26 protein-coding genes are annotated in these 22,786 nt (G+C 69.7%); 23 read left to right on the plus strand and 3 right to left on the minus strand.

Annotated features, from left to right (window positions below; genetic code table 11):
• Positions 1 to 161 precede the first annotated feature (161 nt).
• The 7 genes from RF637_RS02565 to RF637_RS02595 all read left to right on the plus strand — a co-directional run bounded on the left by RF637_RS02565 (position 162) and on the right by RF637_RS02595 (position 4,436).
• Positions 162 to 362, plus strand: a complete 201-nt coding sequence (locus tag RF637_RS02565; protein ID WP_231885531.1) for a DUF3072 domain-containing protein — start codon at positions 162 to 164, stop codon at positions 360 to 362.
• A 112-nt stretch (positions 363 to 474) separates the two neighbouring features.
• A complete protein-coding gene (locus RF637_RS02570; RefSeq protein ID WP_064846031.1) occupies positions 475 to 1,296 on the plus strand; it encodes an alpha/beta fold hydrolase in 822 nt (273 codons plus the stop codon).
• A 354-nt stretch (positions 1,297 to 1,650) separates the two neighbouring features.
• Complete coding sequence (locus RF637_RS02575) at positions 1,651 to 1,911, plus strand: hypothetical protein (protein WP_368844071.1); 261 nt, start codon at positions 1,651 to 1,653, stop codon at positions 1,909 to 1,911.
• Between the two features lie 35 nt (positions 1,912 to 1,946).
• A complete protein-coding gene (locus tag RF637_RS02580; protein ID WP_368844072.1) occupies positions 1,947 to 2,855 on the plus strand; it encodes a DMT family transporter in 909 nt (302 codons plus the stop codon).
• Positions 2,856 to 3,100: 245 nt separating this feature from the next.
• Positions 3,101 to 3,718: a mismatch-specific DNA-glycosylase gene (locus tag RF637_RS02585; protein WP_085107121.1), complete on the plus strand. Its 618-nt coding sequence runs from the start codon at positions 3,101 to 3,103 to the stop codon at positions 3,716 to 3,718.
• A gap of 83 nt (positions 3,719 to 3,801) precedes the next feature.
• The gene (locus RF637_RS02590; RefSeq protein WP_144997891.1) at positions 3,802 to 4,236 is read left to right on the plus strand and encodes a hypothetical protein; all 435 of its coding nucleotides are present in this window, start codon (positions 3,802 to 3,804) and stop codon (positions 4,234 to 4,236) included.
• Positions 4,236 to 4,436, plus strand: a complete 201-nt coding sequence (locus RF637_RS02595) for a helix-turn-helix transcriptional regulator (RefSeq protein ID WP_064846036.1) — start codon at positions 4,236 to 4,238, stop codon at positions 4,434 to 4,436. Before RF637_RS02590 ends, RF637_RS02595 begins: the two co-directional genes overlap by 1 nt.
• 23 nt (positions 4,437 to 4,459) lie before the next feature.
• Here RF637_RS02595 and RF637_RS02600 read toward each other — a convergent pair whose 3' ends face one another.
• The 3 genes from RF637_RS02600 to RF637_RS02610 all read right to left on the minus strand — a co-directional run bounded on the left by RF637_RS02600 (position 4,460) and on the right by RF637_RS02610 (position 8,036).
• Positions 4,460 to 5,905 carry a carboxylesterase family protein gene (locus RF637_RS02600; RefSeq protein WP_368844073.1) on the minus strand — a complete coding sequence of 482 codons (1,446 nt, stop codon included), beginning with the start codon at positions 5,903 to 5,905 and terminating at the stop codon, positions 4,460 to 4,462.
• Positions 5,898 to 6,341 carry a GNAT family N-acetyltransferase gene (locus RF637_RS02605; RefSeq protein WP_144997895.1) on the minus strand — a complete coding sequence of 148 codons (444 nt, stop codon included), beginning with the start codon at positions 6,339 to 6,341 and terminating at the stop codon, positions 5,898 to 5,900. Before RF637_RS02605 ends, RF637_RS02600 begins: the two co-directional genes overlap by 8 nt.
• A 69-nt stretch (positions 6,342 to 6,410) precedes the next feature.
• Complete coding sequence (locus RF637_RS02610; RefSeq protein ID WP_167543739.1) at positions 6,411 to 8,036, minus strand: alkaline phosphatase; 1,626 nt, start codon at positions 8,034 to 8,036, stop codon at positions 6,411 to 6,413.
• Between the two features lie 213 nt (positions 8,037 to 8,249).
• Between RF637_RS02610 and RF637_RS02615 the strand changes: the two genes are divergently transcribed.
• The 16 genes from RF637_RS02615 (at position 8,250) to RF637_RS02690 (ending at position 22,547) form a co-directional block, all read left to right on the plus strand.
• Positions 8,250 to 8,966 (plus strand): trimeric intracellular cation channel family protein, encoded by a 717-nt coding sequence (locus tag RF637_RS02615; protein WP_368844074.1) that lies wholly within the window; start codon positions 8,250 to 8,252, stop codon positions 8,964 to 8,966.
• Positions 8,967 to 9,510: 544 nt separating this feature from the next.
• Entirely contained in the window at positions 9,511 to 10,401 is an 891-nt protein-coding gene (locus tag RF637_RS02620) for a rhodanese-related sulfurtransferase (protein WP_368844075.1), read from the plus strand.
• A 176-nt stretch (positions 10,402 to 10,577) separates the two neighbouring features.
• Positions 10,578 to 11,252, plus strand: a complete 675-nt coding sequence (locus RF637_RS02625; RefSeq protein ID WP_368844076.1) for an MOSC domain-containing protein — start codon at positions 10,578 to 10,580, stop codon at positions 11,250 to 11,252.
• Between the two features lie 242 nt (positions 11,253 to 11,494).
• Positions 11,495 to 12,367, plus strand: coding sequence for a uracil-DNA glycosylase (locus tag RF637_RS02630; RefSeq protein ID WP_206399458.1), 873 nt, complete (start codon positions 11,495 to 11,497; stop codon positions 12,365 to 12,367).
• A gap of 192 nt (positions 12,368 to 12,559) precedes the next feature.
• Positions 12,560 to 12,811 carry an LLM class flavin-dependent oxidoreductase gene (locus RF637_RS02635; protein WP_368844077.1) on the plus strand — a complete coding sequence of 84 codons (252 nt, stop codon included), beginning with the start codon at positions 12,560 to 12,562 and terminating at the stop codon, positions 12,809 to 12,811.
• Between the two features lie 43 nt (positions 12,812 to 12,854).
• The gene (locus RF637_RS02640; RefSeq protein ID WP_144932251.1) at positions 12,855 to 14,291 is read left to right on the plus strand and encodes a recombinase family protein; all 1,437 of its coding nucleotides are present in this window, start codon (positions 12,855 to 12,857) and stop codon (positions 14,289 to 14,291) included.
• 182 nt (positions 14,292 to 14,473) lie between these two features.
• Entirely contained in the window at positions 14,474 to 14,686 is a 213-nt protein-coding gene (locus tag RF637_RS02645; protein ID WP_053446998.1) for a hypothetical protein, read from the plus strand.
• Positions 14,686 to 14,934 (plus strand): helix-turn-helix domain-containing protein, encoded by a 249-nt coding sequence (locus tag RF637_RS02650; RefSeq protein ID WP_035123395.1) that lies wholly within the window; start codon positions 14,686 to 14,688, stop codon positions 14,932 to 14,934. The genes RF637_RS02645 and RF637_RS02650 overlap by 1 nt, the downstream gene beginning before the upstream one ends.
• A gap of 318 nt (positions 14,935 to 15,252) precedes the next feature.
• Positions 15,253 to 16,674, plus strand: coding sequence for a Rep family protein (locus RF637_RS02655; protein WP_053446999.1), 1,422 nt, complete (start codon positions 15,253 to 15,255; stop codon positions 16,672 to 16,674).
• Positions 16,671 to 17,261 carry a hypothetical protein gene (locus tag RF637_RS02660; protein WP_144932257.1) on the plus strand — a complete coding sequence of 197 codons (591 nt, stop codon included), beginning with the start codon at positions 16,671 to 16,673 and terminating at the stop codon, positions 17,259 to 17,261. Before RF637_RS02655 ends, RF637_RS02660 begins: the two co-directional genes overlap by 4 nt.
• Positions 17,258 to 18,532, plus strand: coding sequence for a relaxase/mobilization nuclease domain-containing protein (locus tag RF637_RS02665; RefSeq protein ID WP_144932259.1), 1,275 nt, complete (start codon positions 17,258 to 17,260; stop codon positions 18,530 to 18,532). The genes RF637_RS02660 and RF637_RS02665 overlap by 4 nt, the downstream gene beginning before the upstream one ends.
• Positions 18,483 to 19,022, plus strand: a complete 540-nt coding sequence (locus RF637_RS02670; RefSeq protein WP_186313817.1) for a hypothetical protein — start codon at positions 18,483 to 18,485, stop codon at positions 19,020 to 19,022. Before RF637_RS02665 ends, RF637_RS02670 begins: the two co-directional genes overlap by 50 nt.
• 92 nt (positions 19,023 to 19,114) lie before the next feature.
• Complete coding sequence (locus tag RF637_RS02675; RefSeq protein ID WP_144932261.1) at positions 19,115 to 19,474, plus strand: helix-turn-helix transcriptional regulator; 360 nt, start codon at positions 19,115 to 19,117, stop codon at positions 19,472 to 19,474.
• Complete coding sequence (locus RF637_RS02680) at positions 19,471 to 21,384, plus strand: cation-translocating P-type ATPase (protein WP_222119030.1); 1,914 nt, start codon at positions 19,471 to 19,473, stop codon at positions 21,382 to 21,384. The genes RF637_RS02675 and RF637_RS02680 overlap by 4 nt, the downstream gene beginning before the upstream one ends.
• Positions 21,381 to 21,707, plus strand: coding sequence for a hypothetical protein (locus tag RF637_RS02685; protein ID WP_144932262.1), 327 nt, complete (start codon positions 21,381 to 21,383; stop codon positions 21,705 to 21,707). The genes RF637_RS02680 and RF637_RS02685 overlap by 4 nt, the downstream gene beginning before the upstream one ends.
• 21 nt (positions 21,708 to 21,728) lie before the next feature.
• Positions 21,729 to 22,547, plus strand: a complete 819-nt coding sequence (locus RF637_RS02690; protein ID WP_368844078.1) for an LLM class flavin-dependent oxidoreductase — start codon at positions 21,729 to 21,731, stop codon at positions 22,545 to 22,547.
• Positions 22,548 to 22,786 lie beyond the last annotated feature (239 nt).

Below are 22,786 nucleotides of genomic sequence, written 5' to 3' on the forward strand. Positions count from 1 at the left end.
CGAGACCCAGCGAAGGAGCAGTCATGACCGAAACCCCCGCACAGGACCCCCAGGGCGGACAGCCCCCGCTCGAGAACGGCACCCCGGACGGTGCCCTGCCCGACCAGGCCGCCAACGGCGTTCCGCAGGGAGAGACCAATGGCGCGCCCCAGGGCGAGACCATCGGTGCGACCGGTGACGCTCAGGACTCGTCCCTCGAGAAGGACCCCTCGACCTGGGTCAGCGGCGATGAGCCCATGACCGCGTCCCAGAAGTCCTACCTGGACACCCTCGCCAAGCAAGCCGGGGAGGAACTGCCCGCGGATCTCACCAAGGCGGAGGCGTCCCAGCACATCGAACGGCTCAAGGGCTCGCAGAACTGATCCGTCCTCATCCGGGACGTCCCGGATCCACCGCCCCGTACCCGGCATCCACGCCGCGTGCGGGGCGGTGTCCGCTTTGGGGCGCGGTGGGCGCGCACAGTAGATTGGGCCCGTGCCCCAGGACCAGAAACCCCTCGTGAAGACCACGCTCGTGGGAGACGGCGAGCATCGCGTCGTGTTCCTGCACGGGCTCTTCGGCCGCGGCAAGAACTTCACGAACATCGCCAAGGGATTGCGACCCGAGTTCCGCAGCTTGCTCGTGGACCTGCCCAACCACGGTGAGTCCGCCTGGACCGAGAGCTTCGGCTACGCAGCCATGGCGGATACCGTGGCCGCCGAGCTGCGTGAGTCCTTCGCCGCGGACGGTCCCGTGGACGTCGTGGGCCACTCGATGGGCGGCAAGGTCGCCATGATCCTGGCCCTGCGTCACCCGGAACTCGTGCGCCGGCTCGTGGTCGTGGACATCTCCCCGGTGGGTGCGCAGGAGTCCGGTGCCGGGCGGGGCGACTTCGAGCACCTGCTGGGCGCCCTGCAGCGCCTGGACCTGAGCGACGTCAGCCACCGCTCCCAGGCGGACGCCGCGCTGCGCCCCGAGATCCCCGAGGACCACGTGCGCGGTTTCCTCCTCCAGAACCTGCGCCACCGGGACGGCGGTTTCGGGTGGCAGCCCAACCTGGGCCTGCTCCATGCCGAGCTCGGCGCCATCGGGGACTGGCCCGCGGACGACGTCGCAGGGCGCACCTTCATGGGGCCCGTGCTGTGGATCGCGGGGGAGCGTTCCGACTACGTCCAGGACAGCGACGTCCCCGCGATGCGCGCGCTGTTCCCGCGCACGGTGCGGACCACGGTGCGCGGTGCGAGCCACTGGGTGCACGCGGACCGCCCGGACGAGGTCATCTCCGCGCTGCGCACGTTCCTGCTCACCGACCGCTGATCCCGCGCGATCCGTAGGGTTGAAACTCCACGACCAAAAGAGCACCCCGGATGCGCTCCGACCTCGGCCGCTGTGTCTTCGTGACCTTAAGCGGGGTGTTCTGCATCGTCGGGACACTCGTGGGCGTCGGAGTGATCGGGACCTCCGTGGCGAACACCGCCGGCGGAGCCCTGGACACGGACGCAACTCTGATCGCTCCCGCGGGCACCGCGTTCTCCATCTGGTCCGTGATCTACGTGGGCCTGTTCCCCTACACCGTGCGGCAATGGCTGTGGAGCGTCGCAACGAACGCGCGGGAGCGCCGGATCGGCTGGCTCGCCGGGGTGTCCATAGTGCTCAACGCCGCATGGCTGCGTGCTCCTCACCGCCGTCTCCGCCCGGCTCCCGGGTCCGCGTTTCACCGTGACCGCGGCCGTGGTGTGGGCGCTCGTGTGGATCGGGGTGGCCCGTACCTCCAGTGGACCCGCGTCCCAGGTGGTGGGAACCGCGGCGTTCGGCCTCGCGGCCGTGACCCTGCTGATCTGGATCATCGCCTTGGCCCGGGATCGCAACCGGGGCACCCGGGCACTCGACACCCGCGCGGGACGCGAGCGCAGCGGCGTCGTCGCGAGCTGACCCGGTACCGCGGGGTACCGCGTAGCGTGGACGCCGTGAATCCCTCGACCTCCCCGACGGCCCGCGAGAGCGGTGGTTCGTCCGCGCAGGGCGTGCTGCTCGTGGTCGCCGCGGCGTTCGTCACGCAGACGGGCGCGGCGATCGCCGTGGGCCTGTTCGACCACGTGGGCGCCACGGGTGCCGTGTTCCTGCGACTGGTCCTTGCCGCGGTGGTGCTGTGCGCCGTCGTGCGACCCTCCCCGGCGGGGCTCACGCGGCACACGATCGGGGTCGTGCTGGCGTTCGGGGTGGCCCTCGGTGGGATGAACCTGTTGATCTACCAGGCGATCGCGCGATTGCCGCTCGGGATCGCGGTGACCATCGAACTGCTCGGACCGCTCGCGCTGTCCGTGGTGCTGTCCCGGAAGTGGAGCGGGGTGCTGTGGGCCGCCCTGTCGCTCGCGGGTGTCGTGCTGCTGAACGGTGTGGGCCCGGGCTCAGGGGTCCCCGACCTCGCGGGTGTGTTCTTTGCCATGGCTGCGGCCGCGATGTGGGCCGTGTACATCCTGATGTCCCGGCAGGCGGGGCGCAGTTTCCCGGGGACCCAGGGGCTCGCATGGGCCATGGTGGTGGGCGCGGTGCTTGCGGCGCCCTTCGGGATCGCGAGCGGTGGAGCGGCGCTGCTCGAGCCGCGCGTGTTGCTCGTGGGGCTCGCGGTGGCGCTGCTGTCCTCGGCGCTGCCCTACGCCCTCGAACTCGCGGCACTGCGTCGGTTGGCCGCCGAGACGTTCTCGATCCTGGTGAGCCTGGCACCGGCCGTCGCCGCTCTGGTGGGCTGGGTGATCCTGGGGCAGGTGCTGGGCCCTGCGGAGATCATCGGGATGGGCCTTGTGATCCTCGCCGGTGCGGCGGCCGTGTGCACGGGGCGTCTGCCATCCACGGGGCCGACGCCGCCGGGGACGTGACGCGCACTGGTTCCGACCCGGCCCGCTCCCGCCGTTCCGGGCTGCGTCGTCGGCGGGGTGGGTTCCCGCAGCGCTGCCTGCTCCGCGTCGTCGAAGGAGCATATTCCCGCCGCGCTGTCGGCTTCGCTGGAGGCGTGGTCAAGCCGCGCCCCCCGACTCGACGGAGGGACGTTCTGCTCCGAGTGCGCCAGCTGTGCTCCGCCATCCATCCGGGCCGTCGGTGCTGCGGCCTAGCATGATCCACCATGGGATTCTCACGCGCCGAACTCGACTCCTACCGGGATCGCACTGTCCCGGATCTGCTGCCCCAGCCGTTGCGGCTGTTGTTCGTGGGAATCAACCCGGGGCTGTGGACCGCCGCGACCGGTGCGCACTTCGCCCGGCCGGGTAACCGGTTCTACCCGGCGCTGCACCGCGCGGGGATCACCCCGACCCTGATCAACGCCGCCGACGGCTACGTCCCGGAGGAGCTGGCGCAACTGACCGACCGGGGGATCGGGATCAGCAACGTGTGTCCCCGGGCCACTGCGCGGGCGGATGAGCTCACCGCGGAGGAGTTCCACGAGGGGGCACAGCGGCTGGACCGACTGGTCCGCGCGGAGCATCCCGCCGTGGTTGCGGTGCTCGGCATCACCGCGTACCGCGCGGCCTTCGACCGCCCCAAGGCCGTCACGGGTCGGCAGGATTCACCGTGGCCGGGCACCGAACTGTTCGTGGCACCCAACCCCAGCGGTCTCAACGCCCACAGCTCCCTGGACGACCTCGCGCGGATCTACGGTGACATCGCCTGCGCCGCGGGCATCGCCGTCGACCCGGAGGACACCCCTCGAAGCGTTGAACCTCGGGATGTCAAACACCCTTGACATCGGGTGTCAAGCACACTTGACTGTAGCCATCGACATTCGGAACGGTATCCCCGCTCCGACCGGGTGAAGGGATCGCAGTCATGACCACTCGAACAGAGCGCCGGATGAAGGCGCCCCCGTCCGCCTATGTCACCATGCTCATCACCGGTGCGCTCGCCGCGGCGGCGCTGGGTGGCGTGGCCGCATGGTTCTTCGACGAGAACCGGCTCATGGCGTTCGGCATCTTCGCGGTGTGCACCGCCGGGCCCATGTTCGCCCTGTCCTGGTTCGTGTTCGTCTCCCGATACACGGTGAAGTCCGATCCCCACGCGGAGGACAACGTGGAGGGCCAGTGGTACGAGAAGGCGGCCTCGGGCGCCTTCCACGACTTCCTGGTGGTGGCCGGGCTGGGCTGCGTCGTCCTGGCCCTCACGCAATTCGAGATCGCGGGATCGACCCTCCTGGTGCTGTTGCTCGTGTTCGTCATGGCTGATGCCGCCATCCGCTACGCGGTACTCAACAGGCGAGGGGCCTAGTGGACAACCGGATCGCGGAGCGGAGGGGAGACCGGTCGTGGTCGCAGGCCCACCTCGCACAATTGCTGGGCGTCTCCCGCCAGACCGTGATCTCGATCGAGCGCGGCCGGTTCGACCCCAGCCTCCCGTTGGCGTTCCGGCTCGCCGCCGTGTTCGAATGTCGGATCGAGGACCTGTTCACGCCCGACGCCGTCGAGTGACCCGTGTTCCCGAGCCACCCTGTTCAGGCGGCACGACCCGTATCCGGCGGGAACACCCGCAGCCCGGCGCGGGAATCACTCGTGACGGGCTCGCCCCGCGCGAAGTCCGCCCACGCGCGACGCAAGCGAGCGCCGTCGGCGAGAACGTCCGCCCACGTGTGTCCCTCGACCATGGGGGTGCGCTCCCATGCCGGGCCAGGGAAGAGCAGGGGCAGCTCGGAAATGTGCGCCGCGGCGATCGGGCTGCGCCCCACACCCCACGAGAACTCGTAGCGTGCGCCCGTGCCACCCGAGCGGACATGGCGTTGCGCGAACCGGCGGGCACCTCGGCCGTAGAGCCGCTGGGTGAACGGGCTGATCAGGATCCGCTCCACGCCGCGGGACTTGCGGGGGTGGTTCATCCGCCGGAGTAGCGGGGGGATGCGCGCGGTGAACAGCGCGGCTTCGCGGGTCGTGTTGCCCACGAGGACCTCCACGTGTGGGGCGGCCTCACACCAGTGGCGGTCCAGGTCGGCCTCGGGTGGCATCGGGTCGTGACCGTACTGCAGTCCGAACGGCATCTGCCCCTTGAGCCCGAACCGCGTAGCGGCCTTGGCCACGCGCTGTTGCATCGTGCGGATGTCATCGAGCGACGCGTCCCGGGCGAGTGCGCTCGCGGTCGTCGCCATAAGCTCGCTCATCGTGGCGCGCCCGGCCAATAGGCCGAACGGCGCGCTCTGGATGACGGCACGGCGGAACAGGCCCCGAGCGCCGTCGGCGATCATGAGGTGCGCGACCGCGTCCCCACCCGCGGACTGACCGAACGCCGTGACGTTGGCGGTGTCGCCGCCGAACGCGGCGATGTTCTCGCGCGTCCAGCGCAGGGCAGTGATCATGTCCAGCAACCCCAGGTTGGCGGGGATGTCCGCGCCGTCGCCCAGGAAACCGAGCAGCCCCAGCCGGTACGTCACGTTCACCACGATCACGCGCTGTTCGCTCACGAGCACGCGCGGGTCGTAGAACGGCGCGTCCCCCGCGCCGGATGCGTACGACCCGCCGTGGATCCACACCATCACGGGCAGCCCGGCGTCCGGCGGCGTGTTCGCGGGCACGGTCACGGAGACGCGCAAGCAGTCCTCGTCCTGGGGCAGCTCTCCGATGTTGCTGCCCACGACGTCGTCCAGGAACGGCATGGGCGGTTGCGGGCACGCGGGCGCCGGCTCGGTCGCGTGGAGCTCCGCCGACGACGCCGCGACGGGCCGCGGTCGCTCGAAACGCCCCGCGCTCGCGTACCGGATTCCGGTGGCCCGGTCCACTGGCCCGTCCCGCCATCCGATGATCCGCCCGCACGGTGCGTCCCACCGGGGTGCGGTGGGTGCGTCGGACGGGGGCGGGGCGGAGCGACCTGACACGGCGTGACCCGGGACGGCGGCGTCGTCGTCCTGTGGGGCGGACCCCGGATTTCCCGGAGCGGGGGGACGCTCAGTCATGCGCGCCGCGATCCATGGACAGGCTCATCCCGATGGTCCGCGGCGCGGGGTCCGCGAACCCGTGCCGCTCGTACAGCGGACGCCCGGGCTCATCCGCCATGAGGGACACGTACGCGCCCGGCGGTGCGTCGCGGCGGATGCGATCCAGCAGCGCGCGCAGGACCGCGGAGCCGATGCCCCTGCCCTGATGCGGCGGCAACACCGCCGTGTCGATGACGTGGAAGTACCACCCGCCGTCCCCGATCACCCGGCCCATGCCCACGGTGTCACCGGACTCGTCGTGGATCGCGTGGATCGCCGCCCACGCGCCGCCGATCCCGGCCGCGGTCTGTTCCTCGGTCTTGCGGCTCATCCCCGCCTCACGGCGCAGCGTCAGGTAGTCCGGGATCGTGGGCGGGCCGTCCAGGACGGTGTAACCGGGCAGGGTGTCGTTCATGCTCCTATCCTGGCGCATCCGTGGACCACGGAACACCACGCCAGCGGGGTGTCCGCTGGTGCCGCGCGGTCACCGCTGCGGGGTGAGCGTGCGGGTGTAGACCGTGGTGCCGTTGGCGTTGATGAGGCGCACCGTGAACGCGCTGCCGTCCCCCGCGACGTTCACGTGTCCGAAGTACTGGTGCTCGCCCGAGCGCGGGGAGCCCATGGGCGGACCGGCCTGTTGGAAGTCCACGCGGGGGCCGAACGTGCGGTCCAGTTGGTTGGGGCCGAAGGAACCGGCGTTGATGGGCCCGGCCACGAACTCCCAGAACGGCGTGAAGTCCTTGAACGCCGCCCGCTCCGGAGAGTAGTGGTGGGCCGCGCAGTAGTGCACGTCCCCGGTGAGGAACACCACGTTCTTGATCCGGTGGTCCTTGATCGCCTTGAGCACGCGGGCCAGCTGCAGCTCACGGCCCAGTGGTGCACCGTGGTTCGCGTTGGAGATGGATTCCTGTCCCTTCCCGTCCGGGACCACCAGACCCAGGGGGAGGTCGTTGCCGATGACCTTCCACGTGGCCCGGGACCGGCACAGCTCGTGGATCAACCACCGGGTCTGTTCCTCGCCCAGGATCTCCGTCTCGTGCGACTCCAGCCCATTGGTGTTCTCGCTCTTGAACGTGCGCATGTCCAGGGCGAAGACGTCCAGATGAGGGCCCCGGGCGATCTTGCGGTGGATGCGCGCGGGCCCGAAACCGGTGCCGCGGCGCAATGCGCGGGAGTCGGCGATGGGCATGTACTCCTGCCACGCCTGCCGACCGCGGGCGGCCAGGGTGTCCACGTCCCGGACCTGCGTGTACCGCGGGTCGTCCAGGACCTCACCGGGCCACCAGTTGTTGGTGGTCTCGTGGTCGTCCCACTGCGCGATCACGGGGACCTCCGCGTACATGGCCCGCAGGTTGGTGTCCATCATGTTGTAGCGGTGGCGGCCCCGGAACTCGGCAAGCGTCTCGGCGACCTTGGAGACCTCCTCCGTGACCTCATTGCGCCACAGCGGTTCACCCGGTACCTGGCGCGTGGGCTCCAGGGGGTTGTCCGCGTAAATCGTGTCCCCAGAGTGCAGGAAGAAATCGGGCCGCGTGGCATGCATTGCCGCATAACCGCGCATGCCTCCGATCTCCGGGTTGATGCCGTAGCCCTGACCGGCGGTGTCAGCGGTCCATACGAAGGACTGGGGAGCGCACTGACCGCGGCGGTTCGTACGCTCCGGGGCGGTCGTGAACGACCCCGTGAGTCGCTCACCCATGCGTCCGGAGCCGTCCTCGAAACGGTAGGTCACGTCGAAGCGGGTTCCGGCGGGAAGCTTCCGGGCCAGGATCTTGGCCGTGTGGTCGGTCCCGGGGTGGGCCCACCCGCTCACGAGGTGCAGCTTGGTGGCGTGGCGCCCGCGCAGGACGGTGCCATCCGCCGCGGTGGCCCGCAGTACGGCGTGCAAGCGTCCCGCGCCGGAGGATCGTGCCCACAGCACGGCGGAGTCGGAGGTGACGTCGCCACTGGCCACCCCGCTCGGGAGGGTGAGGCGCTCGACCACGAGCCCCGGCCCGCGAGAGGGCTTGTCATGGGCGAGCGCGGCGGAGGGGACGGCGGTCACGGCGGCGGCCAGGGCGGCCCCGCTCATGAGCTGACGACGGTTCAAGGGGCCGTTCTGAAGAGTCATGACCTCATGATCGGCGCCGTGGGTGACCCGTGGATTGCTCCCGGGTGAATCTTCGGATCCGCTCTGACGTGCACCGATACTCGCACGGGGTGCACCACGGGCAGCCGGGATTCCCGCCCGCGGAACCGATCGACGTGCCGGTTGCCGCCCGGTGCGCCGATCGGCCCCTATGCTGGTCCCCGTTCACGCAACGGGTCGACGGGAGAACACGCAGTGAGCATCGAGGCGGCATCCGTCTTCAGCGCCGTGGATCTGCTGGGCGTGCTGACCAACGGGATCCTGGGCGGCGTCGTGGCCCGCCAATTGCGCATGGACCTCGTGGGATTCACGGTGCTCGCCATCGTCTCCGGACTGGGCGGCGGCATGCTGCGGGACACGCTGCTGCAACAGGGCTTCCCGGTGGCGCTGACCAACCCCGCCTACCTCACCTCCGCGCTCGCCGGCGCGGTGATCGCCTACCTCATGGTCTTCGGTCACCGCTGGACGATGCGCGCCCTGTTCGTGGCCGACTGTCTCTCGGTGGGGTGCTGGGCCGCCACGGGCACCGTCAAGGCCCTGGGTGCCGGGCTCGCATGGCCACCGGCCATCCTGCTGGGGGTCGTCACCGCCGTGGGCGGGGGGATGATCCGGGACATCGCCGTGGGCCGGTTGCCCGCCATCTTCGGCGGGAACACCCTCTACGCCACGAGCGCCCTGCTCTCGAGCGGCCTCATGGCACTGCTCGCGGGCCTGGGTCACGAGACCGCCGGTATGGCCGGGGCCATCGTCCTCAGCGCCGTGGTCAGCGTCCCCGCGCGCCGTTTCGGGTGGCGCCTGCCCGGCCCCGCGAACCTCGGCCCCGGTGCGCTGGCACGGTTGCGCCGCAGACCCGCCACGGGCAGACGCGTGCGTCGCGAGCGGGGAGGGGTGCGGCGTCGTCGTCGGGTGTGACACCGGCGCGGACCGCGCCGACAGGTCCGGATCCGGGGCTCACGCGAACGGCGGACAACGCCGCTGCGTCCCGGTACGCGGGGAACGGTCAGTCGGCGGGGGAGACGTCCTTCGCGGGCGCCTTGTTGGTCCATGACTTGGGCGCGTTGCGACCCGCCAGCAGGGAGAAGATCACGATGAGCGCTGGGGGCGCCGGCGGAAACGAACGCGGTGGACATGGTGCTCCCTAGAACGATGTGCCGGAGGTTCGGCGCCGGTGGATCATTGGCGGCTCATCAAGTCGGGCGTCTACCGCGCGGAGCACGGATCGCGGGCCCTGTGAGCCCCACACCGCCGGGTCGGTGACAGGTGCGGCCCTCCCCACGGCTGTATCCACTCCAGCGAGGGCCACGCGCACCCGCACCCCGCCCTACATCCCCCGCGTTACACCCCCGCGGCAATCCCACTGCACAACACACATGCCCCGGAACGACCGCGGGATCGGCCGGGAACGGCTTTTTCGGGGCACAGATGTTCGGTCGGAGCGGGGATCTACGCTGGAGTCATGTCCCTCCCCAAGATCGTGCTGTTCTACGTCTTCACACCCCTGCCGGATCCGGAGGCGGTGCGGTTGTGGCAGCTGAACCTGGCGCGGAGCAGCAATGTGACGGGGCGGATCATCGTCTCCGCACAGGGGATCAACGCCACGGTGGGAGGGGACATCCAGGACGTGAAACGGTACGTCCGCGGGCTGCGGGAGTACGTCCCGTTCAAGGATGCGGACGTCAAGTGGTCGGACGGCCGCGGGGACGACTTCCCCCGGTTGAGCGTCAAGGTGCGCCCCGAGCTCGTGTCCTTCCACGCCCCGGACGTCATCACGGTCACGGAGCACGGGGTCCAGGGCGGTGGCACCCACCTGACACCCCGCGAACTGCACCAGCTCGTGGACCGGGGCGGGAAAAACGTGGTGTTCTTCGATGGTCGCAACGAGCTGGAGGCGCGGATTGGGAGGTTCCGGGACGCCGTCGTCCCCGACACGGGCACCACGCGGGACTTCATCCGCGAACTCGACTCCGGGAAGTACGACCACCTCAAGGACAAGCACGTGGTGACCTACTGCACCGGGGGAGTGCGCTGCGAGGTGTTGAGCGTGCTGCTGAAGAACCGGGGATTCCGGGACGTGTACCAGCTGGACGGCGGGATCGTGCGCTACGGCGAACAGTACGGGGACCACGGACTGTGGGACGGCTCCCTCTACGTCTTCGACAAGCGTATGCACATGGAATTCTCCCCTGATGCGCGCTCGCTGGGCCGCTGCGAGGAATGCGGCACGGCGACACCCACGTTCGTGAACTGCGCGGAACCCACATGCCGGCAGCTGTTCCTGTGCTGCGAGGACTGCACGGCCTCCGGGGCCCGGGTGTACTGTCCGGACTGTGTCCCGGCGCACGCATGAATCACAGCGAGCACGGAGCAACGAGCCACGCGCGGCGCACGAAGCAGGACGCGGCAGCGCGAGACGCCGCGGGTCGTGAAGCAACTGACAGGCAGGCGGACCGGCCGGACCGGCCGGACCGCGCGAGCGGCGCCCATACCCCATCCGGTGAGCAGTCCCCGGGATCAGGAGGACCCATGGAGAATCCACAACTGACGGTCACGGATGCCTCGGTGGTCGCACTGCACACCGGCGCGGTGCGGCGGCAGCGCTGGGGCCGCAAGGCCTTCGACACTGCCGCGGACAAGGAGGCCCGCACGGACCGGGTGTTCCTGAGCGCCACGGGATTCATCGGGGACGAACAGGGGGACATCTCGGTGCACGGCGGTCCCGAGAAGGCCGTGTGCTGCTATCCCCATGAGAACTACGACGGGTGGCGGCGCGAGGGCCGCGATCTGGGCCCCGGTGCGTTCTCCGAGAACCTCACGTTGCGCGGCGCCACGGAGGATCAGGTCCACCTGGGGGACGTATACCGGGTGGGCACCGCGGTGGTCCAGGTGACCCAGCCCCGCACGCCGTGCGCCACGGTGTCCCGCAGGTGGCAGGACGCCCAGCTGCCCCGGGACATGGAAGACACCGGCCGCACGGGGTTCTACCTGCGGGTCCTGCGCGAGGGTCACGTGGCCGCGGGGGACACGTTCGAGTTCACGAGCCGGCCGTCGGACGCGGTGTCCGTGAGCGATGTCGTGCGCATCATGAACGCCGGCATGGCGGACCCGGACGCCTACCGTGCGCTGACCCGCGCCCCGGAGTTCCCACAACGCTGGCGCCGGCAGATCCTGCGCCGGCTCGGGGAGGACACCCTGCTCTGAGCCGCGGGCCCGACGTCGCGTGCCCGCCTCGGTCATTCCCTACCTGTTCCGCTCGGGGCGGGGACGACGGCGCTCGCGGCCCGGGCGGCGTCGCCCGCTCCGCCGACGACAGCGTCGGCCGTGCGGACGATGGCGCTCGCGACCGGCGCGGTCCGGCTCGGACGGCCCACCGCTCCGCACCGCACGTCCCCGCATTCCCGCACCCTTCCACACCCACTCGCACCCTTGAGACAGGCACCCAAATGGCCGAGAACCCCCAGACGCTCCTGCCCCACCCGCTCACCGGGCGGCTCTTCCCGTCCCCGGTGCCGCCCGGGACCGGGTGGCCGGAGGACCCCGCGCGAGCGGACACACCCGTGGCCCGCGACGCCGCCCGGGTGCGTGAGCTCGCGGCGGGGGCGAGCGACGTCGAGCAGCTCAACGCCCTGTGCAGCGTGTGTCGCACGTGCGAGCGGCTCGTCGAGTGGCGGGAGGACGTGGCCGAGCACAAGCGGGCGTCGTTCGCGGGGGAACCGTACTGGGGGCGCCCGGTACCGTCCTACGGGGACCCCATGGCGCGGCTCGTGATCGTGGGACTCGCGCCCGCGGCGAACGGCGGCAATCGGACGGGTCGCATGTTCACGGGGGATCGTGCCGGGGACTGGATCTACGCGGCGCTGTACCGCGCGGGGTTCGCGGCGAACGAGACCGTGAGCACCGCGGGGGACGGGCAGACGCTGCGCGGCGTGCGGATGATCGCCCCGGTGCGCTGCGCGCCGCCCGCCAACAAGCCCGCACCGGACGAGAAGGCGGCGTGCAGTGGGTGGTTCGAGCGGGAGATCGCGCTGCTCCCACATCTTGAGAGCATGCTCGCGCTCGGGGGCATCGCGTGGCACACGACCCTGGCTGCCGCGGCGCGCATGGGTTGGGACGTGCCCCGACCGCGCCCGAAGTTCGGCCACGGTGCCGTGGCACGGTTGCGCACGCCGGAAGGCCGCACGGTGCGGCTCGTGGGGTGCTACCACGTGAGCCAGCGCAACACGTTCACGGGCCTGCTCACGCGTGAGATGCTCGACGACGTCATGGCCCTCGCCGCGGCCCCCGCCTCAGGGGAGGAGGAGTCTGGCGAGGCCTGACCCCGGGAACTGCCCCCGCGGGGCCGATTCCGGGGTGCGACGACGCCGCGCGCGTACGGGCCGCTTGAAAATCACCCCCGCGGACACGGGATGCCCGGACGCTGGCGTGCGATCGACACCGAGCGGCGGCGTGCTCATCGCGCAAGAAGTTGCACGAAAAATAAAAGGGGCGGGGTCGCGGTTGCACCGGTCATGAAGGCTTTCGGATTCCTGAGTTTCGGTCATTACGGTTCCGGGCGTGGACATGCGGACCCGGATGCTCGTCAGGCCCTCAAGGACGCGATCGAGATCGCCGAGGGCGCGGACGCGCTGGGCGTCAACGGCGCGTACTTCCGCGTGCATCACTTCGCACGCCAATCCGCGTCCCCCATGCCCCTGTTGAGCGCCATTGCGGCCCGTACCCGCCACATCGAGGTGGGCACCGGCGTGATCGACATGCGCTAGCGCATGTCGCGGTTGCAACACCCGTTCACGTAAGCTTGGTTGCATGGTTGAACTGGTATCGCTGAGGAAGACGAACGAGGTAGCCGCGTACGTCCGTGCCTCGATGGATCGCAAGGGCGACCGGTGGACGGTCGAGACGCAGCTGCGGAAGATCAGGGCGCTGGCCGAGGCCAAGGACTGGAATGTCGTCGAGGTCTACGACGACAACACGGTCTCTGCGACGAAGAAGCGCCGCGCGGGCACCCGATGGGCCGAGATGCTGGACGACGCTCGAGCCGGTCGATTCTCCATGGTCGTCGCCGTGGACATGGACCGTCTCCTGCGCAGCACGAAGGACCTCAACACGCTGATCGACCTCGGCCTCAGAGTCGTCACCGTCGACGGCGAGATCGACCTCTCCACGGCGGACGGTGAGTTCCGGGCGACGATGCTCGCCGCTCTCGCCCGGTTCGAGGCGCGTCGCAAGGCCGAGCGCCAGATCAGGTCGAACGAGCGCCGCCGCACCGAGGGCATACCGGCCTCCACCTGGAAGGCGTTCGGCTGGACGCGGGAGGGCGAGCTGATCGAGGAGGAGGCCGACGCGGTTCGGCGGGCTTTCGACGCGTTCCTCGGCGAGCCGTCGCTGTCGATCCGTCGCATTCGCGAGGACCTGAACTATGCCGGTCATCTGACCGCGCGCGGGTCGGAGTTCTCCGTCGATGCCGTGCGGTACCTGCTGGCGAACCCGCTCTACGCTGGGTACATCAAGCACTACGCCTCGGGCGAGCTGTACCCGGTGCAGGGCGAGGCGTTCCCTCCCATCGTCGGCGAGCAAACGTGGCGGGCCGCGGTGGCGAAGCTGGAGGACAACGTGCGAAGGTCGGCAAGGCAGGGCAACCAGCCGAAGTACCTTCTGTCCACGATCGGGCTGTGCGGGAAGTGCGGCGCGACGCTCGTCTCCGGGACGAACAGTCGCAAGCAGCCGACGTACCGCTGCGGCGAGCAGTTCCACCTCACCCGCCAACGCGAGCCCGTCGATGCGATGGTCACCGAGGCGGTGCTCACCCGCCTGTCCTCGGTGGACGTCCACGACCTCGTGATGCCGCAGGAGGACGATGGGCCGGACCGCGAGGAGCTGCTGACCGAGCGGAACGCCCTGGTCGAGCGCGTGAAAGAGCTGAGCCCTCTGCTCCGTGACATCCACCAGCCCGTCCTGGAGATCACTGCAGCGATCAACGACGTGAAGGCGCGCATCGACGAGATCGACGCGGAGCTGCTCGACCGCTCCGTGTCGGTGGCGGCGAAGCTGCTCGCGGACGTGGACGAGCCGGTCGGCACCGCGGAGCGCCGCGAGGTTGTCGAGGCGAAGTGGAAGGCGTTGGACGTGGACCGCCGCCGGATGCTCGTGGACGAGCTGGTGACGGTGACCATCGAGCCCATCGCGCCGGGTCACGTGAGGTTCGACCCCGACCTCATTCGAATAGAGCCGCGTCGCGACTGACACGCGAGTCGACTCGTCAGTGGACTGGTGAGTCGACTCGTGGGAGAATGATTGCAGACAAGAAGATCCCACCGGGGGCCAGACTTTGAAGCTGGCGGTACTACTCCCGGATGAGTAGCCGGTCAAACAGCCCAATTACCGTGGCGGGGAACCGGAAGCACACTCATGTTTGAGGACTTCCGATGTCTGTCGTTATCGACGCTCCCCGCGCATCTGCGCTGGACTGCCCTGGGCTCGACCAGGATTCGACCCCCGATCCGCAGGCTGATGGGCTCGATCCCGTCATCGCTGCCGCCCTCGCCGCCGGTCGCCGAGCTGGTGAGCGCCTGGCCCGCACGCCGCTGACTCCGCGCCAGCGGGCCGCGGTCGCCGCCGTGATGGGTGGTGATCGCTGATGAGCGCCAACTCCGCCGCCTTCGCCCACGTGAACGGCTTCCGCTGGCGTGTGGGCGACCCCACCCTCGCCGACAGCGAAGCGCACCTCTACGACCTCGGCGTGCTCCGCTCCGTGCTGGAGGAGGCCGTCGAGATGGCCGTCGCCGATGCCCGCGCCGACGGGGTGACCTGGGCCAAGATCGGCGACGCCCTCGGCGTCACGCATCAGGCCGTCATCAAGCGTTACCGCAAGGGTGGTGCCCGATGAACGCCGCCGAACGCACCAGCGCCACCGCTCCCGCTGACCTGACCAGCCCGACCGATGGGCCTGGCCTGGCATCCGCCGGAGGCGGGCTGCCCGTCGTCGTGATGCCCGTCCTCATCCGTGCTCCGCACTCCAAGAGTTCTGGAAGCCTCATCCGTTCCTACGGGCGCGGCAAGGGCTTGTCGATTGCCGCGCCATGCAACAACATGCCTGGTCAGCTGCCGGTTTCGCCTTCGCTCCACCGCGTGACCCCGCAGGATCATTTGGGGGTCAATAGGGGGTCATTTAAGGCGCCGCACGCTCCTTCCGACGTCCTGGGCGGTGGTCGCCGTGGCTAAGCAGGAGAACAACCCGACGAGCATCGGGCTCACGCAGTACCTCGATCCGTCGTACTGGACCTGGGCCGCCGAGGACGCGAACGGGGCCGCGCTGCTCCAGCAGGGAGCCGGGGCGATCCTCGCCTACGTGGTGCAGCGGCTCGAGGCGATCGGCTGTGAGGTCGTCGAGGCCTACGGCATCGTGCACGACAAGGACGAGCGCGAGGTCTGGAGCGACACCGAGAAGACCCTCGTGGTCGAGCCGAAGCCGGATCACCTGCACGCGGTGATCAAGTTCGCCAGCCGCGCGAAGAGCGCGCCTCTGGATCGGCTCGCGTTTGGCATCGGCGTCGAACCGCAGTACGTCGAGAAGCCCGGTCGCGGGCGGTACGCCTTCGACAACATGCTCTCGTACCTGACGCACGTGAAGTACGCGGACAAGCACCAGTACGCGCCTTCGGAGGTCGCCACGGTGCGCGGGCCGGACTACCTCGGCATCGACGCCCAGCGCCGGGAGACGTGGCTCAAGGGTCGCGCCCACGTGAAGAAGAAGGTCGTCGCCGAGAACTTCGAGGACATGCGCGAGCGCGTGCTCCAGGGCGAGATCACGCGCGATCAGATCATGCTTACCGATGAACTGTTCGACATCTACTCGCGGCATCAGCGGGAGATCGACGATGCCCTGTCCGCCTACGGTCAACGCCGCGCGTACCGGGCGGCGGCGAAGCTCCGCGCCGGTGAGTTCTCGACGCACGTGGTATTCGTGCACGGGGATGCCGGTATCGGCAAGACCCGGTTCGCCACGGACTTCATCACCGAGGCGATCAACGCGGCGAACGCCCACGGCGAGCGGTGGCAGGTCTACCGGGCCGCCACGGGGAACCCCCTCGATGACTGGCGCGGGGAGGAAGTGCTGCTGCTCGACGATCTGCGCGCCTCGGCGATGGACGCGAACGACTGGCTGCTGCTGCTCGATCCGTACAACGCCTCCCCGGCGAAGGCGCGCTATAAGAACAAGGGCGAGGTGGCCCCGCGTCTCATCGTCATCACGGCGACGATCGAGCCCGTCGAGTTCTTCTACTACGCCCGTCAGAAGGGCAACGTGGACGAGGCGCTGGACCAGTTCATCCGCCGCCTGGCCTCGGTCGTGAAGGTCTACCGTGCCGACGAGATCAACCGCTACCTCGTGCAGCACATCGGAAGGATCGAGCCCTACGAGTGGCATCAGTGCAGCGTTCCGGCCGCCGCGCACACGCCCGGCATGTACGGGAACGCGTACCACCGGAACGCCGGGTCGCGGGAACTGACCTACGGTCCGGAGACCTCGGCCGACCACGACGCGGACGGCGCGGTCGCGGAGCTGCTGAGCGGGCTCGCCGTGCGGAGTCCGGACGTGCCGCTGGCACTGATCGGAGGTGCCGCATGAGCACCGAACTGGACGCGCTCTTCCAGGGGGTCGAGGGGGCCGGAGGCCCCTCGCAAGCAGGCATGGAGGACACGAGCGTCAGCGATGTGTCCGACATGCCTACTGCTTGCCACTCTGGCGTACAGGTGGAGCAGCAGACCGACTCCCAGGTGAACACGGGTCGGGCTGATGCGGAGGCTGTGCGTCAGAGTCACGGCGGCGCGAAGCGTCGTCGTGGCAGCGGCGGGCGGCTCGATACCCGCTTCGATGACGCCACACTCGGGGCGCTTCGCACTCGTGCGACGCGGCTCGGGCTGGCTCCGAGCACGTGGGTGCGGACCGTCGTGCGCGATGCGCTCCACGCCTCTCGGAGCGAGGAGCTGGACGCCGCCGTGGCCGCGCACCTGCTCGGAGCCGAGTTGCGCGTGCAGGCCTCGGCGGACGCCCGCGAGCTGGCCGCCCAGGTGCGCCCGCTGGCGATCAACGTCAACGACCTGGACCGCCGCGCGCGGGCCGGTGAGGCGGTGGCGCTGTCGGCGGAGGTGCCCGAGCTGATCGAGTTGCTACGCGAGGTCCGGGCGCTGCTCGGGGACCGGACGGCGTCATGAGCACCACGCACTACAGCCCGAGCACGAGCGTCGGAGACACGGAGCGCTACATCCGAGGCAAGGAGGACGAGCGCGGGGCCGCGGTCACGTGCGACGTGCCGGGAGGCCCCGGCGCATTCTCGGCCCGCGCCCGCGCGCTCACGCAAAACACGAAGCGCGGCGTCGAGGCGCTGCACTACCGGCAGTCGTTCAGCGACGAGGAGTTCGACCCGAACAGCCCGGAGGACGTGCAGCGGGTGAATGATCTGGGCTACCTGCTGGCGAAGCGGATGCACCCGGACTCGGACTGCCTCGTGGTGACGCATGTGGATGGACGTGGCCGCAAGCCGCACAACCACATCTTGGTCGTCAACCACAACAACCGCACCGGGAAGGCGCTCTCGGACTACCGCACGTTCCACGACCGCAAGGCAGGGAACCAGCGGGGCGTGCAGTCGGCAAACGACGAGCTGATGCGCGAGCACGGCCTCTCGGTCGTAAAGCGGCTGGAGCACCCGCCGAAGGACTGGGAGCTGCGCCGCGAGGACTTCGCCGAGGGGTCGCTCGACCGGGAGATGGGCGACCGGATGAGCGCCGCTCTGGCCAATCCCCGGTCGATGGACAAGGCCGGTCTCGAATCGGTGATCGCGGAGCAGAACCAGCAGCTTGGCGACGACGGGAAGCAGGTGCCGCGGATGCGCCTGCACACCGCCGTGAGCAAGCGGGGCAAGAACGTCGGCAAGGAGACGTGGACGCTCTACATCGAGGACCGCCGAGGTGAGTCCGGGCGCGCCGCGCGCCGTAAGCGCACCAGCGCCCTCTCGGCGGACTTCACCCCAAAGGGCGCGCAGGCGTTCTTCGACTATCACCAGCAGCAGAAGGAGCAGGACCATGAGCGCAGCGCTCGACAGGCTGAAGCAGCAGAACGCGCAGGACGAGCAGCGGCAGCAGCTCGGCAGTCCGGAGACGATGGAGACGTTGACCTCGATCCTCGCCGCCGTCGAGGCACAGAACGCGCGGCTCGACCGGCTGGCCGAGCAGCAGAAGGAGCTCGCGGGGCTCGTGAAGGTCATGGACGAGGAGACGAGCAAGCGCATCGACCGGGCGTCGACCTCGCAGCCGTCCGTCAGCACGTCACCGCAGATCGAGAGCGTCGAGAGCAGGCTGAGCGAGATCGAGAGCACGCTCAGCGAGTTCGTGCAGAGTCTCGACGGGAAGCGGCTGAGCGCCGCCTCGCAGAGTTTGGTCGCCGAGGCGCAGAAGAACCACGCGGCTACGGCCTCGGCGATTGAGGGACTCAAGGCACAGGCCGCGGCGAACCAGAAGCTCGTGAGCCAGGTCGGCGGGGCCGTGCAGCGGATCGAGAAGCGCTCCGAAGAACGGGTTGAGAAGGCCGTCGAGCAGGTCGCCGGGGAGGCCTCGGCCACGATGACGGCGAACCTCGACGCGTCCAACGAGCGCGCCGAGCGGATCATCGCCGCGACGGCGAAGCTGGAGGCTCGACAGCTCTGGTCGGCTGCCGCTGCGATGTGCCTCGCCCTCTTGCCGGTGGTCGTGGTCGTCGCTGGGCTCTGGATGGGCATCGCTGGGCTCATCACAGGCGCTCAGTGGGCCCTCGACGTGGACGGGAGCCTGTGGCTCGGCATCGGGCGCTGGCTCGTGGTTGCCGTGGGCCTCACCGGGGCCGGCTACGGGCTCTTCGCGTCCGTCCGTTGGGTCGCGTGCCTCGTCGAGACCTGGAGGGGCCGCGGGATGCCGAAGTGGCCCCGCTGGCGCAAGTAGGTGAACCCGGTTCCCGAGGGCAAGCGCGCGGAGCGCGTGCGGCAGCCCTGACGAGTCGACAATGAGTCAGCACACGCTGTATAGTTCAGTGCATGCTGACCATTGCTTCACGCCTCGACGTCATGAACCGGCTTGGCCGGGCCATGGCGGACCCGACGCGATCCCGCATCCTGATGACCCTGCTCGACGGCCCAAGCTACCCGGCTGTGCTTTCGCGCGAGCTGGAGCTGACGCGCTCGAACGTCTCGAACCATCTGACCTGCCTGCGCGACTGCGGGATCGTGGTCGCCGAGCCCGAGGGTCGGCAGACGCGCTACGAGATCGCTGATCCGCATCTCGCGGCGGCGCTCACGGCGCTCGTGGACGTGACGCTGGCCGTCGATGAGCACGCGCCGTGCGTCGACGCCGAGTGCGCCGTGCCCGGCTGCTGCGGGACGGGGGCGGGCGAGTGAGCGCGGCGTGCGGATGCGACGAGACCGAGACCGCGGTCGGTGAAGCAGTCGACGAAGAACAGGAGCGCCCCTGGTGGCGGGACCGCGGGATCATGGTCCCGGTCTTCTCGGGCGTCGCCTTCCTGACCGGTCTGGCGCTGGAGTGGTCCGGGATGGAGATCCCGGCGCAGGTGCTCTTCTGGATCGGCCTGCTGCTGGGAGCGTCGACGTTCACCCCTGGCGCGATCCGGAAGCTGTTCACGGGCAAGTTGGGGATCAGTCTCCTGATGACGATCAGCGCGATCGGTGCGGTGATCCTCGGCTACGTCGAAGAAGCCGCGGCGCTGGCGTTCCTCTACTCGATCGCGGAGGCGCTGGAGGACAAGGCGATGGACCGCGCCCGCGGCGGGCTGCGGGCGCTGCTCAAGCTCGTCCCGGAGACCGCGACCATCCGCCAGGACGGCGCATCGGTCGAGGTCGCCGCGAAAGACCTCGCCGTCGGTCAGCTGATGCTGGTGCGGCCGGGTGAGAAGATCGCGACCGACGGCATCGTAGTCACTGGTCGTTCGAGTTTGGACACCTCCGCGATCACCGGCGAGTCGATCCCGGTCGAGGTCGAGCCCGGCGACACGGTCTCGGCCGGCGCGATCAACACCGCGGGTGCGTTGGAGGTCGAGACGACCGCGGCGGGCACCGATAACTCGCTGACCACCATCGTCGAGCTCGTGGAGGAGGCGCAGGCAGAGAAGGGCGATCGTGCCCGGCTCGCCGACCGCATCGCTCGTCCCCTTGTGCCGGGCGTGCTCATCCTCGCCGTCCTCGTCGCACTCATCGGTTCGCTGTTCGGCGACCCCGAGCTGTGGGTCACCCGCGCCCTCGTCGTGCTGGTGGCTGCGTCGCCGTGCGCACTGGCGATCTCGGTCCCGCTGACCGTGGTGGCCGCGATCGGTTCGGCGAGCAAGTTCGGTGTGATCATCAAGTCAGGGGCTGTATTTGAACGGTTCGGCGTGATCCGCCACGTGGCCGTCGACAAGACCGGCACCCTGACCCGCAACGAGCCCGCCGTCACTGCGGTGCTCACCGCCGACGGGATCACCGAGGCGCAGGCGCTGGCCTGGGCTGCCGCGCTGGAGCAGCACAGCACCCACCCGCTCGCGGCCGCGATCACCGCTGCAGCGCCTGAGGCCCCTGCTGCCGAGGACGTGACCGAACAGGCCGGGCACGGCATCGAAGGCAAGCTCGACGGTGCGCGGATCACGGTCGGCAGTCCCCGCTGGTTGGACGCCGGGCCGCTCGGCGACCAGGTAGCAGGCCTGGAGGAGCAGGGCATGACCGTCGTCATCGTGCACCGCGAGGGCGTCCCGGTCGCCGCGATCGGCGTCCGCGACGAGCTGCGCCCCGAGGTCCCCGAGGTCGTCCGCACCCTTACCGCCCAGGGCGTCGGGATGACCATGCTCACCGGCGACAACGCCCGCACCGCCCGCGCCCTGGCCGCGCAGGCAGGGATCGAGGACGTGCGCGCCGAGTTGCGCCCTGAGGACAAGGCCGCCGCGATCGGCGAGCTCGGCCAGCACGGTTCGGTCGCGATGATCGGCGACGGCATCAACGATGCCCCCGCCCTCGCTGCCGCCGACATCGGCATCGCAATGGGGGCGACCGGCTCCGATGCCGCGATCGAGTCCGCCGACGTGGCCTTCACTGGTCACGATTTGCGGCTGCTGCCGCGCGCGTTCGACCACGCCCGACGCGGACGCCACATCATCAACCAGAACATCATCCTGTCGCTGCTGATCATCACCGCGCTGCTCCCGTTGGCCCTCTTCGGCGTCCTGGGCCTCGCCGCCGTGGTGCTGGTGCACGAGATCGCCGAGGTCGTCGTGATCCTCAACGGCCTGCGCGCCGCCCGGACTCGGAAGGAATCCATCGCATGAAGGTCGAACTGCTGCACATCGTCGACTGCCCGAACACGGCCATCGCCGAAGCCAACGCACGCGCGGCGCTGGACGTTGTCGAGCTCGGGGCCGTTCCTGTCGAGCTGGTGACGATCTGGACCGAGGACGAGGCGGCGAACATTAGGTTCGGAGGCTCGCCCACGATCCTCGTCGACGGCGTCGACCTGTTCCCGACGACACCGGTTCGCTCGCTCGCGTGCCGGGTCTACGCGACGGAGAGCGGGTACGCCGGATCCCCGACTGTGGCACAGATCGATGAGGCGCTTCGCGGCCGTAGGCGAGGCGGCGGAAGCGATCGATAGATCCAGTGTCACAACCAAGGCATGCGCTATGAGAACCCGCTCTACCTCGCGGAGGAAGCGGCCCAGTTGGACCTCATCGCGGACGGCCGCGTGGCCCTCGGCGTGAGCCGCGGTTCACCTGAGCCCGCGCTGCGCGGGTGGGAGGCGTTCGGCTACCTGGGTTCCACGGATCCGCGCGGTGCGGACATCGCCCGGGAGCACTTCGACACGTTCCTGCGGGCCATCAAGGGTGAGCCCATGACCTACGCGGATCCCGCCCAGTACGGCGCGGGAGCACGGCTCGCCATCGAACCGCAATCACCGGGTCTCGCGGAACGCGTGTGGTGGGGTGCCGGTTCGGGCCGGACCGCCGAGTGGGCGGGCGAGCAGGGCGTGAACCTCATGAGTTCCACACTGCTCACGGAGGCCAACGAGGGTACGTTCGCCGCGCAACAGGCCGATCAGTTGCGCCGCTACCGCGAGGCCTTCGCGAAGGCGGGCCACACGCGTACGCCGCGCACGTCCGTGAGCCGCAGCGTGTTCCCGATCGTGGGCCCCGAGGACGAGATCTTCTCCTACATGGGCGCGCGCGAGTCCCGCGACCAGGTGGGCGTGATCGACGGGTTCACCTCCACGTTCGGGCGCACCTACGCCGATTCGCCGGACGTCCTCATCGAGCAGTTGCGCGCCGACGACGCCGTCATGTCCGCCGACACCCTCATGCTCACGATCCCGAGCCAACTGGGCCCCGAGCTGAACCTGCGCATCCTCGAGAACTTCGCCAAGCACGTGGCACCCGCCCTCGGGTGGAAACCCAACACGGAGGGCCCGGTCCAGGGGTACTTGATCGCGGGTCGCTGACCGCCGGAGCCATGGCCGCACGGGGCGGGCCGCGGGATGTGCCCGACGACGATCGTCGGACCCGCGGCCCCCGTGCCGCGAGCTGACGTACCGCCCGGCTGTCATGCGGCCCGACCGGCGAAGGCCACGTGCACGCGCCGGGTAGGGCGACGTCGCACCCCGAGGGGTGGGGGGTGCTTCTATGGTTTTCGTCAAGCGGCTAGAGCCACCGCGGGTGGGGTGGGTTCGGTGTAGAAGGT

It is taken from the genome of Kocuria sp. CPCC 204721 (assembly GCF_040980945.1).
Classification (GTDB): domain Bacteria; phylum Actinomycetota; class Actinomycetes; order Actinomycetales; family Micrococcaceae; genus Kocuria; species Kocuria marina.